General features: G+C 32.3%; 10 protein-coding genes. 5 read left to right on the top strand and 5 right to left on the bottom strand.

Going from position 1 to position 13,063, the window contains the following annotated elements:
- Positions 1-53: 53 nt before the first annotated feature.
- On the bottom strand, positions 54-749 hold the full coding sequence (locus ACZ0AH_RS11385) for a hypothetical protein (protein ID WP_463475920.1): 696 nt from the start codon (positions 747-749) through the stop codon (positions 54-56).
- 310 nt (positions 750-1,059) lie between these two features.
- Here ACZ0AH_RS11385 and ACZ0AH_RS11380 point away from each other — a divergent pair, with 310 nt between their 5' ends.
- The 4 genes from ACZ0AH_RS11380 (at position 1,060) to ACZ0AH_RS11365 (ending at position 4,031) form a co-directional block, all read left to right on the top strand.
- Entirely contained in the window at positions 1,060-1,614 is a 555-nt protein-coding gene (locus tag ACZ0AH_RS11380; RefSeq protein WP_463475919.1) for an RNA polymerase sigma factor, read from the top strand.
- Between the two features lie 90 nt (positions 1,615-1,704).
- Positions 1,705-2,241: an anti-sigma factor gene (locus ACZ0AH_RS11375; protein ID WP_463475918.1), complete on the top strand. Its 537-nt coding sequence runs from the start codon at positions 1,705-1,707 to the stop codon at positions 2,239-2,241.
- Positions 2,225-3,283: a DUF4097 family beta strand repeat-containing protein gene (locus ACZ0AH_RS11370; RefSeq protein WP_463475917.1), complete on the top strand. Its 1,059-nt coding sequence runs from the start codon at positions 2,225-2,227 to the stop codon at positions 3,281-3,283. Before ACZ0AH_RS11375 ends, ACZ0AH_RS11370 begins: the two co-directional genes overlap by 17 nt.
- A gap of 22 nt (positions 3,284-3,305) precedes the next feature.
- Positions 3,306-4,031, top strand: a complete 726-nt coding sequence (locus ACZ0AH_RS11365; protein WP_463475916.1) for a head GIN domain-containing protein — start codon at positions 3,306-3,308, stop codon at positions 4,029-4,031.
- Positions 4,032-4,201: 170 nt separating this feature from the next.
- Here the strand turns inward: ACZ0AH_RS11365 and ACZ0AH_RS11360 are convergent, their stop codons facing one another.
- Positions 4,202-5,527: an MFS transporter gene (locus ACZ0AH_RS11360; RefSeq protein WP_463475915.1), complete on the bottom strand. Its 1,326-nt coding sequence runs from the start codon at positions 5,525-5,527 to the stop codon at positions 4,202-4,204.
- A gap of 304 nt (positions 5,528-5,831) precedes the next feature.
- On the opposite strand from ACZ0AH_RS11360, the gene ACZ0AH_RS11355 reads away from it, so the two are divergent.
- Positions 5,832-7,526: a hypothetical protein gene (locus tag ACZ0AH_RS11355; RefSeq protein ID WP_463475914.1), complete on the top strand. Its 1,695-nt coding sequence runs from the start codon at positions 5,832-5,834 to the stop codon at positions 7,524-7,526.
- Between the two features lie 110 nt (positions 7,527-7,636).
- Here the strand turns inward: ACZ0AH_RS11355 and ACZ0AH_RS11350 are convergent, their stop codons facing one another.
- The 3 genes from ACZ0AH_RS11350 to glgB all read right to left on the bottom strand — a co-directional run bounded on the left by ACZ0AH_RS11350 (position 7,637) and on the right by glgB (position 13,039).
- Positions 7,637-8,449 (bottom strand): M48 family metallopeptidase, encoded by an 813-nt coding sequence (locus tag ACZ0AH_RS11350; protein ID WP_463475913.1) that lies wholly within the window; start codon positions 8,447-8,449, stop codon positions 7,637-7,639.
- A gap of 86 nt (positions 8,450-8,535) precedes the next feature.
- Positions 8,536-10,935, bottom strand: coding sequence for a glycoside hydrolase family 31 protein (locus tag ACZ0AH_RS11345; RefSeq protein ID WP_463475912.1), 2,400 nt, complete (start codon positions 10,933-10,935; stop codon positions 8,536-8,538).
- A 199-nt stretch (positions 10,936-11,134) separates the two neighbouring features.
- Positions 11,135-13,039 carry a 1,4-alpha-glucan branching protein GlgB gene (gene glgB, locus ACZ0AH_RS11340; RefSeq protein WP_463475911.1) on the bottom strand — a complete coding sequence of 635 codons (1,905 nt, stop codon included), beginning with the start codon at positions 13,037-13,039 and terminating at the stop codon, positions 11,135-11,137.
- Positions 13,040-13,063 lie beyond the last annotated feature (24 nt).

The following is a 13,063-nucleotide window of genomic DNA, read 5'->3' as shown; positions in this document are numbered from 1 at the left end:
GCATAAAAAAAACCCGAAAGCGATTTTTCGGGTTTTTGTCATTTATGGATTTATTATTTTTTAATCACGTATGTTTTTAAAGTTGTAACTGTAGCTCCTGAAGTCATTTTAATAACTCCAACATCTTTGGCAACCCAATATTGAGATTCTACAGAACTTGATTCTTCGCCTTGAACTTTCGCTTCCTGAACCAGTTTAAATTTAATAACATCATTATACGTTACTCCGTTTACTGTAGCTGTTGCACCTCTTTCTAAAATAGTTCCGGTATAATTTACAGTCATTTTTACAGCAGGAATTCCTGGCATACTAATAGTCGTTTCCTGAGTAAAACTTCCTGTCCATGTTTTATTTGCTTCTAAATAATCTTTGAAGAAAATATATTCGTAACCTGTTATTTTAGCAGAGAATCCCTCATAATCATATGCTATATCATCCATTTTAAGATAATAATCTCCTTGTACTTTTTTAAGCGACGGACTTGCCGTTCCTGAAATTTCATCTGTTGCTCCGGCAAGTTGGTTAAATTTAAAATAAGTATCTCCTTTTACACTTTCTGCCGAAATAATTTTCATCGTTACGCTTTCTCCATTTTGATCCATAACCCATTGGTTACCTACGGCTGTTGGCCAATAATCTCCTGTCGAAGCTTCTGCTTTATTCTCATCTTCAGTATCACTTTGACAAGAAGTTAATAAAAACAATGACATACAGAATGTCATAAAAATTGTAGTACTTAGTTTTTTCATGGTATAAATTTGTTTTTTGGTGTCATAAAAGTAATAGAATAAGGTATATTTTTTACATTTTTTTAACAGAATATTTCCTAAACTAAACACCAGTTATAACTCTTTAAAAATCAAATATTTATATGATAAACTTTTCAAGCTTTTATTACTTTTATAAAAGCTGAAACAAAATTTGTAAATAAAATAAAGTTCTCTTTTTAGCTAAAGAACACACAGAAAAGAAAATTTCAAAAAAAAATAAAATTATTTTTATCAAAAGTGTAACAAACCAAAAAAAGCTAAGTCATTATAAAAAACTAGCAACCATTACTTGAACATAACTAATCAGAATATCGAAGAATTAATCGCGCTTTGTAAAGAGAATAACCAGAAGGCCCAATTCGAAGTTTACAATCGTTACTGCAAAGCCATGTACAACGTGGCTTATAGAATTGTAAAAGACGAACATTTTGCACAAGACGTCATGCAGGAAGGTTTTTTGAAAGCTTTTACAAAAATTAAAGACTATAAACAGGAAGTTGCTTTTGGAGCGTGGTTAAAAAAAATAATTATCAATTACAGTATTGATTTTTATAAAAAGAATAATTCTTTTCAGGTTGAAGATCTGAGCAAAACACTTTATAAAGTAGAAGAAAATGACAGCTTTTTTTCGGAGAATATTGATCTCAATTCACTTAAAGTGAAACAGGTTTTAGATACAATTCTTGATTTAAAAGACAATTACCGAATGGTTTTGACGCTCTTTTATATTGAAGGTTATGATCAGGAAGAAATTTGCGAAATTTTGAATATCAGTTATCCCAATTGCAGGACAACTTTAAGCAGGGCTAAGGAAAGTTTAAGAAAAAAATTAGAGGAAATATGAAATCGTCACAAGAAAAAAGTTTGTGCAAACAAACATCAAAAAATAAAAGACGATATCTTATATCATCTGGAGAAAATAAAATTTAGATATATGAAAAAGGAAAATGACAATTTAGATCAATTATTTAACAAGTTTGAAAATCAATGGGATGTACAGGAAATGAATTCGGATCATCAGGTTGACTTTTTAAATAAATTAAATAAAAAGCAATCCGGAAAAAAATATTGGTTTGTAACTGCTGTTGCGGCGTCTATTGTATTGATGTTGGGAATATCTGTTTTTTATAAAAATGAAAAACCTAAAGAATTCAGGTTTGCATCGACAGAAACCAAAAGAACCGATTCTATTTTCAGCATTTTAATCGATAACGAATTAGTTAAACTTAAAGAAAAAAGTTCACCCGAAAATGAGCAGATTGTTAATGACGCGCTCAAACAAATGAAGGTTTTTGATGCAGATTATGCAAAAATCATCAAAGAACTTCAAAAAAATGGCGAGAATAAACAAATTATTTATGCGATGATCAGCAATTTGCAAACACGTATTTCATTTTTACAAACCGTATTAAAAAGAATTGAAGAAAACGAAAACTTTAAAAACACTACAACAGATGAAAAAACATTATAACATACTCATTTTATTTATTTTAATTCCTTTTTTAGGATTTTCAAACGATGATACTTTTATTTCAAAACAAAAAAACATCAAAAAAACATATATCGTAAACTCAAACGCGGGAATCGATATTGACAATAAATACGGAAATATTACGGTTTCGACTTGGGACGAAGATAAAGTTGATCTTGATATTACGATAAAAGTTACCGGCGGAAATGACAATTGGGTAAACGAAAAATTAAATAGTATTGATGTAGAGATTACAGCTTTAAAATCTATGGTTTCGGCGGTGACAAATCTCGGAAGTTCTTCTTTTAAAAGTAAAGGAAGCAGCAATAGTTTTGAAATTAATTACGTGATAAAAATCCCAAAAAACGGATCTGTAAAACTCAATAACAGATATGGCAATATTACTACTCTAAATTTAGAATCAACTACTGATATTGGCTGTAAATACGGGAAGGTAACACTTGCCAAATTAAACGGGCCAAGCAATAAACTGCTTATTGAATATTGCCAGAATTCCTCTGTAGATTACATCAAAAATGCCTCTATTGAAGCACGTTATTCGGGTTTAAAAATCAATGATTCAGGAAATATTAATCTTGATGCAAGTTATAGTGATTTGACCGTTGGTGATAGCCAAAACATTAAATACGATTGTAATTACGGAACTTTAAAGTTTCAAAAAGTAAACTCATTTGTTGGTTCTGGAAATTATTTGACCATATCTATTGCTGAAATTTCGAATAATCTGAGTGTTGATGCTACTTATAGCAAAGTAAGCGTTGGTACAATAACCGAAAAAGCCAATAATATAAATATCAATACCGGATATACGGATGTTTCTTTAGGATATAGCCCAAATTATGCTTTTGATTTTGATATTTCAACCAAATATGCAGGTATTAAAACCGGTGATGATTTGGAGATTTCTGTCAGCGAAAGCAGAAGTAATTCTAAAAACATTAGTGGTTTTCATAAAAGAAAAGGTCAAAATAAAGTTCTTATATCATCTAATTACGGAAACGTAACGTTAATCAAAAAATAATCATCTTAAAAAAATCAAAACAATGAAAAAGTCAATTCAATTATTAGTATGTGGTGCGTTTTTAATAGGTTCTATGGCAAATGCACAATCAGAAAAAATAAAAGGTAACGGAAAAATCGTTACTGAAAACCGAACAACATCCGATTACGACGCAATCAAAGTATCAGGCTTTTTTGATGTGGATTTAGTATCTGGAAAAGAAGGTAAAATTATCATCAAAGGCGAAGAAAATATTGTATCTGCTATTATTGTAGAAGTTGAAGATAATACTTTGAAAATCTATGTAAAGAAAAACACGAATATACGTCCGAGCACGGGCAAAAAAGTAGAACTTACCATTCCGTTTGAGAAAATTTCCGAATTAAGTCTGGCTGGTTCAGGAGATATTCAGTCAAAAGATCCTATCAAAAATGACGCATTTGTTGCCCGATTAACTGGTTCAGGAAACTTTAATCTGGCAATAGATTCTAATAAGCTGGAACTTAATTTAAGTGGTTCAGGAAATGTACGTTTAAAAGGAACTGCAGATAATTTTACAACAAAACTTTCCGGGTCTGGCGATATTGATGCTGCCGATTTAAAATCTAAAAATGTAGATGTAAATGTTTCAGGATCCGGAAATAGCCGTGTTAATTGTAACGAAAGTTTAACGGCAAGAGTTTCTGGTTCAGGAGATATTAAATATAGCGGAAATCCTGAAAAACGTGATGTAAAAGTTTCAGGCTCAGGAAATATTTCAAAAGCATAATTTACTGAAAGCCAAACAATAAAAGAACCTTAAACAATCATCAATCAAAAAAGGAACAAAATAATCCTTCTTCTATTATTGGGTTTATAATTTAATCTAAAAGGATAAATTATTATATAAAAGAGAATTTCATGTCAGTTAAAGATCATGAAATTCTCTTTCTTTTTTATTTAATTTGAAATTTCTTTTTTGTGAACTCTTCTCAATAGAAAAATAGCGGTAACAAAGAAAACGCCTAAAATTACAATCGCTGCACGCGGACTTCCGGTAATCTGATCGATGATTCCATAAACGCACATTCCAATTACAATTCCGATTTTTTCTGCAACATCATAAAAACTAAAAAATGATGCAGTATCTTCTGTTTCAGGCAATAATTTTGAATAGGTAGAACGTGACAAAGCCTGAATTCCTCCCATTACAAATCCGGCAACGGTTGCCATTACATAAAAATGTATCGGTAATGTAATGAAAAAAGCAAGTGCACAAAAAACTGCCCAAATAATATTGATTACTATTAAAGTTGGAATATTGCCAAATTTTGCTGACGCTCTCGAAGTTAAAACAGCACCAATTACAGCCACTAACTGAATAATCAAAATACAGATAATCAATCCTATAGTACTTTCTTCTTTTGATGACCACTGAATTTCCTGAGCCCCAAAATAAGTTGCTACAAGCATCACGGTTTGTACGGCCATACTCGAAACAAAAAAACCGCCTAAATAACGTTTCAATGGAATATTTTGCTGTAATAAAGCCCAGACTTTTTTCAATTCCTTGAAGCCGTTAAATACAACCGATTTTGTTAGTTTTTCGCCAGTTTCCTTGCTTCCTTTTGGAAGATAATAATACGTATATTGGCTGAATAATACCCACCAGACTCCTACCATTATAAACGAATATCGCATGGCTTTCATTGCGGCTTCACCATTTGTTCCGGTGATTCCAAAAAGCTTTGGCTTCATAATCATAGCCAGGTTGATAATCAGCAAAATAACACTTCCAATATAGCCTAAAGAATATCCTTTGGCACTAATTTTATCTTGCTGTTCTACAAAAGCAATATCCGGTAAATACGAATTATAAAACACCAGACTTCCCCAATATCCTATTAATCCCAGGAAATAAAATGCTAATCCTACATAGATATTACCAAGATCAAACCAATATAATCCTGCACAGGATAAAGCACCCAAATAGCAGAAAAATTTCATGAATGATTTTTTATTTCCAACATAATCTGCAATTCCGGACAATAGTGGCGAAATAAAAGAAACTACTAAAAAGGCAAATGCCGTAGTAAAACTTATTAAAGCTGAATTTTTAAGATGCAGGCCAAAAACATCAATATAATGATCGCGTTCTGAAAATAAAGCTTCATAAAATATTGGAAATACTGCCGATGCAATAGTTAAGGTATAAACTGAATTTGCCCAATCATAAAATGCCCATGCATTTAATAATTTCTTATCTCCTTTTTGTAAATTCTTCATAAAATAGGTTTGGTTAATCAGCTACGAATTTATCTATTTATTATTATAATCAATTATTTTTTTGAGAAAAGATATATTAACAAATTGTGCCTCTTTTAAAATTTATTCAAAAATTTATTCATTTTAAAGCTTTTAGTTTAACATTCCTATCAATTGAAAACGATATTAAAAGCCGGTTTTTTAGAGCAATTTACGCTTATTACAGGCTATTTTATTGTCTTATATTCATACAATAATATCTTGTTATGGCAATTTTTACTTTTAAATCACCTTACTATTGTCGCTAATTTTTAAAAAATAAGCCATGAAAAAAATCTTTTGTGTATTAAGTGCCGGCCTGCTTTTTTTTACTTCTTGTACCAATGACAGCAATGACCTGAATCAGAATCTTTCTCCTTCTGCAACAGATCATTCAAGAGTAATAAACAAGTCCGGATCTGCAGACGGGGTTACTTATAACCTTCGCGATTTGACCGTTAATCCTGATTTGGTGAAAATTTCATCTGAAAATGCTGTAATTTCAAGTTCTGAAACTGAAATGCAAGATGGAAAATTCAAAATTGAAGTTTCGTCTTCTGAAGTAAGTGAAAAACTTATCGCTGGAAATTTATTATATCTGACATCAAACGATGATAAAGTATATTTTAGAAAAATCGCCGCTGTTTCTCAAAATAGCAATACGTACAGCATTCAGACAACAGATGCTTATATTGGAGATTTATTCCAAAGCGGTTCTATAGAACTTTCTATGGATACAAAAGAAAATGAAAGAGCTTTAAAATCTAAAAATACTTCATTGCTTACTGCAAAAGATTATAACAACAGTTTTACTTATGATATTTTCAATCATATTAATGAGTACAAATCTGATGGTTTTACTGCAAATCCAAATACATCTATAACTTCTACTCTTAGTATGAAATTAGCGTTTGGAAAATCTAAAATGCTTCCTAATGAAATCGAAGTTTATTATCAGATAAATGCTTCTATTAATCCGTTTTTTACGTTTAACGGAGCGATGAACAAAAAGTATTCGTATGATTTAGCCAAAAATGTTCCTGTAAACATTTTAGATTTACTTAAAAAAGTACAAATAGATGTGACGATTCCTGGTGGAGATCTTTTAGGAGATATTCCGGCAAAAATTAGTATCGACGAAATTTCCTTTCCAATGCAAATGGAAGCAAACATATCAAAAGCATCTCATTTTGCGATTAATTCTAACGGAACATTTAAAATAGGTTTCGCTTATTATAATGGTATTCCAGGAAAAACAAGTCATTTTATTTATGAAAATAACATTACAAATGCAAAAATTAATGATTGTGATTTAGTTGGAGAAGCTATCTCTGATATGAAAATAACTATTAAACCTAAAATTACATTATTAGAAAATACAATTTTTGATGTAAAAGGAAACATTGAATTTGGAATCAAGAGTTTTACAACCGGAAACGGAAGCCTGACACAATCGTCGGCATTTGCTTCAACAGGAAATTTTTATTCTACCGGAACTTTTTCTTTCGGAGCATTAGGAATTACTTTGTATACAACTGATTTATTCAAAGAAAACAAGGAATTATGGAATGTTGGACAATTGAATAAAATCATGACACTTTCTAATTTCAGATCTGTTAAAACTTCTGCATTACCTTGCAGCGGACTTTATTCTTATGGTTTTGATGTTACTTTAGATTATAAATATCCTATTACCGGGAAAGTACTTTCCGGAGATTTAGAAGTTACTTATGATGTTTATTCCGATACAGGAACGGTATTAGAAACAGCAAAAACAGTAAAAGTTTCAGCTAAAGATGTTACTGCAAACAGTTTTAAATTTAACCTTTGTATTCCTTTCAGAAAAATTAATATTCTTAGTGTTGCAAAAACAAGCAACATTAAAAATATTACTGTAAAAGATGCAAATGGTTATATTGCTACGGGAATAATCAATCCTGCAACAAATAGTTTGTACACACAAATGACGGTTACAAAATAAACACAGACTAAATTTTAAATAAAAAAAAGATGGATCTTATAAAGATCCATCTTTTTTTGTTTTTGTTTATCTCAAACTTTAAAACTCAATTTTAAAGTCTGTAAATTTATTTATCTTATTGTACCTACTTTAAGCGCTGTAGCTTTTGCTTCAGGAATTAAAGATTTTAAATTGGCAATTCTTGTCGCGTCAGAAGGGTGTGTGCTCATAAATTCCGGTGTTCCTGCAGCTCCTGAACTTGCAGACATTCTAGTCCAGAAAGCAATGGCATCATCCGGATTATAACCGGCAATTGCCATAAGTGTTAACCCAATTTTATCAGCTTCACTCTCATTGCTTCTGCTAAACGGAAGCATTACTCCTACTTCAGAACCAATTCCGTAAGCCTGAGCAAAAATTTGTTGAGTCGATTCCGATTTTCCACTTGTTGCTGCTCCTAAAGCTGCTCCGCCAATTTGCTGTAATTGTGCTGCACTCATTCTCTGTGCACCATGATTGGCCAATGCGTGCGAAACTTCATGTCCCATAACGGTTGCTAAACCAGATTCGTTTTGTGTAACTGGCAAAATTCCCGAATAAACTACAATCTTTCCTCCTGGCATACACCAGGCATTTACCTCTTTATTGTCTACAAGTTTATATTCCCAGCGATAATCTTTTAAATATTGTGATTGCCCTAAATAAGTCAAATATTTTTCAGCAGCAGCTTTAATTTTTGAACCAACAGTTTCTACCCTTTTTGCATCTGCAGTTCCTGTTATTACCTTATTTTCAGATATGAATTGACTATATTGTTGAAAAGATGATGGAAATAATTCACTGTTCGAAACAAAATTTAAATTTTGTTTTCCTGTAATTGGATTTGTAGCACAACTATAGACTACAACAGCTGTAAAAAGCCCTAATATTAAACGTTTTTTCATGATATTGATATTTTAAACACACACAAAAATACAAATATTATTAAGTTTAGTTTTACATAATTTCTTAAAAAAATAATAGAATTTACTTATTCGCCACTAATATGCAGTTCACTAAATTCTTTGTCAACAAGTAAGAAATGATTTTCATCAAAGGCAGCTTTATCAAACTCTATCTTTTCATTATCTATTTCAATTTCCGTAACTGTAAAAGGTAATCCAATTAGATTAATTTTGTATTTAGTATATGGCGTATCAAATTTTCCTTCTTTATGCAATTGAATAATCAGTTCCTTTTCTTTACCAATAGTTCTGAAAGATAAAAAGCTGTAACGTCCCTTTTTATAATCGTATCCATCCTGGGCATCTTCATAAACTACTGATTTTTCTTTTCCGTTTTTATAATATAAATCCAGTGTTAATTCATCAAATTCTAATTCTCCAACATATTGCTGAACCGGATATTTTGGAATAATCGCACCTGCTTTTACAAATACCGGAATTTCATCAAATTTAGTATCAACCCAAACTTCTCTTCCTCCGGTTGCAAACTCATTTGTCCAATAGTTATACCATTCACCTCTTGGAATATACATACGTCTGCCTAAAGCATTAGGTTCAAGAATTGGACATACCAAAATTTGATTTCCAAAGATAAACTCATCATTTCTGTAATGTGTTTGTGTATCTTCCTGATCATAATAAACCAACGGTTTTAGCATAGGAACTCCTTCCTCTATATATTGCCAGAACATGGTATATAAATAAGGCAGCAATTGATAACGCAGGCTCACAAATTTTCGGGTAATATTGATTACTTCTTCATCAAAAGCCCACGGTTCCTGATTACCGTGATCGCCTGAAGAATGCGTTCTGCAAAACGGATGAAATACGCCTAACTGAATCCAACGCGCATATAATTCGCCTGTTGGCTGTTCTGCAAAACCTCCAATATCTGATCCTGTGAACCCCATTCCTGAAATACACATTCTCTGCACCTGAATGTTTGCAATCCATAAATGTTCCCAGGTTGCAACGTTATCTCCTGTCCACGATGATGTATAACGCTGAGCGCCAGAATACGCCGATCTTGTAATTACAAATGGACGTTTTGGATAAGCAAATCTTTTTACGCCATGATAAGTGGCTCTTGCCATTTGCGTACCATAAATATTATGTGCTTTTCTGTGACTGCAGGGATTTCCATCATAAGAGTGACGAACATCCATCGGGAAAGTTTTATTCGGAACCTCCATAACCGCAGGTTCATTCATATCGTTCCAAACCCCTTTTACGCCGATATCTGAAATTAATTCTTTAAATAATCCTGCCCACCATTCTCTAACTACGGGATTTGTATAATCCGGAAAATTACATTCTCCCGGCCAGACTTTTCCTTTCATGTAAGGTCCATCGGCTCTTTTGCAGAAATAATCTTTTTCTAAAGCTTCTTTATAAACCCAGTAATCTTTATCGATTTTAATTCCTGGATCAATGATTACAACGGTTTTAAAACCATCTTCGGCTAATTCAGCAACCATTCGTTTTGGATCCGGAAAATAATCTTTGCTCCAGGTAAAACATCGGAAACCTTCCATATAATCAATATCCAGATAAATGGCATCACAGGGGATTTTAAGTTCCCTAAATTTCGAAGTAATTTCTTTTACTTTACTTTCTGGATAATAACTCCATTTGCATTGGTGATATCCTAAAACCCAAAGTGGCGGAAGTTCCGGTTTTCCTGTCAAATCCGTATATGTTGTAACGACATCCTGCATTTGCGGACCGTAAATAAAGTAGTAATTCATTTCACCGCCTTCGGCCCAAAAACTGGTTACGTTTCTTCTTTCCTGACAAAAATCAAAGAAAGTCCTAAAAGTATTGTCGAAGAAAATTCCGTATGATTGCTTGTTTTGAAGCCCAATATAAAAAGGAACTACTTTATATAAAGGATCCTGTTCTTTTTGATAAGCATATTGATCTGTTGCAAAATTTTCTAGTCTTTTGCCTTTTAAATTCATTTGAGTGGCTTTGTCACCAAGACCGTAAAAACATTCACCATCTTTAGATGATTTACTCATTTTTACAATATTTCCGCCATATTCATAACTTTCTTCCCAATGAAAACCAAGTTCATCTTCAAGAATCAGAAGATCATTTAAATCATAAATAGACAAACGAAGATCAGCTTTTTGAATCTTGCATTTTACTTTACTGGTTCTAATCTGAAAATAAGTTTCTTCTTCAGTAAGTTCTAAAAAATTATAGCCGTGAAGCTGCGTTTTATCAATTGCATATGAAAAATCATTACTAAAATATCCTTTTGTAGTAAATCGAAACCGAATTAAGCTGTCTCGAAGAATGGTGACTTTTAAGATTACTTTATTATCTGTATTAAAAAAAATCGTATCGCCTTCATGTTCGTACGAAACAATTTTTGAAGGATATAAATCACCTTTATATTCTAATGATGTATTTGTAATCATAATGCAAATGAATTAATTATAAAATGCTAAATAGCTCTTTCAAACATACAAAAAAAGCTTTTAAACGTGTATCATTATAAGGTTTATTCACGAAAACGTTTTTTCTGAATGAGTACTAAATTATGATTCAAAAAATGACAATTCGATAATTTAAAAACGTAAAAATGACAAAATTGTATTTCAAAAAATGATGATCTTTTTATGCGAAAGAATAAACGGTAACACTCAATGGAGGCAAAATTAATTCTACAGAATAATCCCTTCCATCATAAGGCACCGATTCTATTTTTAACGGCTTAGAATTTCCAACTCCGCTGCCGCCATAAATAGCAGCATCACTATTAAAAATCTCTTGTAATTTTCCTTTTTGTGGAATTCCGATTCTATAATTTTCTCTTACCACTTGCGTGAAATTACAAACCACGATTACATTTTCTTTAGAATCATTACCTTTTCGGATATACGATAAAACCGCATTTTGATGATCCGTATAATTAATCCATTCAAAACCTTCGCCTGTAAATTGTTTTTCATACAAAGCAGGCCTGGTTTTATATAATTGGTTCAAATCCGTAATTAACTTTTTTATTCCGGAATGATAATCGTATTGCAATAAATGCCAGTCCAGACTTTTCTCAAAATTCCATTCATCACTCTGACCAAATTCTGAACCCATAAATAATAATTTGGTTCCCGGATGCGTAAACATATACCCGTACAACAACCTTAAATTGGCAAATTTCTGCCATTCATCACCAGGCATTTTATTGGCAATAGATTTTTTTCCGTAAACGACTTCATCATGAGAAAACGGCAACATAAAGTTTTCCGTAAAGGCATAAGTCATCGAAAATGTCAAATCATTCTGATGGTATTTTCTATAAACTGTTTCCTTCTGAAAATATTTTAAAGTATCATGCATCCAGCCCATCATCCATTTCATCCCAAAACCTAACCCACCTGTAAATGTTGGACGAGAAACCATCGGAAAAGAAGTACTTTCTTCTGCAATTGTTTGAACTCCATCAAAATTAGCATAGATAACTTCATTAAATTCTTTAAGAAAACTAATGGTGTCCAGATTTTCTCTTCCGCCAAAAATATTAGGTTCCCACTCGCCTTCTTTTCTGGAATAATCAAGATATAACATCGAAGCAACGGCATCAACACGTAAACCGTCAACATGATAATGCTGCAGCCAAAAAACCGCATTGCTTATTAAAAAAGCCCGAACTTCATTACGTCCATAATTAAAAACAAGACTTTTCCAATCCGGATGATATCCTTTTCTGCGGTCCGGATGTTCGTATAAATGTGATCCATCAAAAAATCCCAATCCATGTGCATCATCTGGAAAATGAGACGGAACCCAGTCTAAAATTACACCAATGCCAGCCTGATGCAATTTGTCAACCAAAACCATAAAATCCTGTGGTTTTCCAAATCGGGAAGTTGGGGCAAAATATCCCGTTAACTGATATCCCCATGAAGGATCATAAGGATATTCCATAATTGGCATAAATTCTACATGAGTAAAACCCGTTTCTTTTACGTAGTTCACCAAATCATCAGCAAGTTCTAAATAAGTCAAAAAACGATTATGATCGGCTCGTTTCCAGGACCCTAAATGGACTTCATAAACCGAATATGGTTTATCCAGACCATTTTTTTCCTGACGGGATTGCATCCAGTTTTCATCTTTCCAGTTATAATCCAAGTCCCAAACAACAGAAGCTGTATGAGGCGGTTTTTCGCAATATAATGAGAAAGGATCTGCTTTTTCAGTAACAATTCCGTCAATACTCGACTCAATTTTATATTTATACAAGGAACCTTTGGCAATATCAGGAATAAAACCTTCCCAAATTCCCGAAGAATCCCAACGAACTTGCAAGAAATATTCACCTTGTGTCCAATAATTAAAATCGCCAACAACTGAAACAGATTGAGCCGTTGGAGCCCAAACCGCAAAATAAACGCCTTTTACTCCATTAACTTCAATTAAATGCGCTCCTAATTTTTCATACAATTTGAAGTGTTTTCCTGCTTTGAATAAATCAATATCAAAATCAGTAAATAAAGAGTGCGTGATTACTTTCGCCATGTTTGTTTTTTATAATTGGAATTT

The sequence above is a fragment of the Flavobacterium sp. AC105 genome (assembly GCF_979258495.1).
The sequence above is the reverse complement of the archived record's forward strand: the minus strand, read 5'-3'. Positions and strand labels throughout refer to the sequence as shown.

Coding starts and splice junctions, on each gene's coding strand:
- ACZ0AH_RS11350 (WP_463475913.1), bottom strand. CDS start 8,449: ATGAAAAAACGTTTAATATTAGGGCTTTTTACAGCTGTTGTAGTCTAT.
- ACZ0AH_RS11385 (WP_463475920.1), bottom strand. CDS start 749: ATGAAAAAACTAAGTACTACAATTTTTATGACATTCTGTATGTCATTG.
- ACZ0AH_RS11360 (WP_463475915.1), bottom strand. CDS start 5,527: ATGAAGAATTTACAAAAAGGAGATAAGAAATTATTAAATGCATGGGCA.
- ACZ0AH_RS11365 (WP_463475916.1), top strand. CDS start 3,306: ATGAAAAAGTCAATTCAATTATTAGTATGTGGTGCGTTTTTAATAGGT.
- ACZ0AH_RS11375 (WP_463475918.1), top strand. CDS start 1,705: ATGAAAAAGGAAAATGACAATTTAGATCAATTATTTAACAAGTTTGAA.
- glgB (WP_463475911.1), bottom strand. CDS start 13,039: ATGGCGAAAGTAATCACGCACTCTTTATTTACTGATTTTGATATTGAT.
- ACZ0AH_RS11370 (WP_463475917.1), top strand. CDS start 2,225: ATGAAAAAACATTATAACATACTCATTTTATTTATTTTAATTCCTTTT.
- ACZ0AH_RS11355 (WP_463475914.1), top strand. CDS start 5,832: ATGAAAAAAATCTTTTGTGTATTAAGTGCCGGCCTGCTTTTTTTTACT.
- ACZ0AH_RS11345 (WP_463475912.1), bottom strand. CDS start 10,935: ATGATTACAAATACATCATTAGAATATAAAGGTGATTTATATCCTTCA.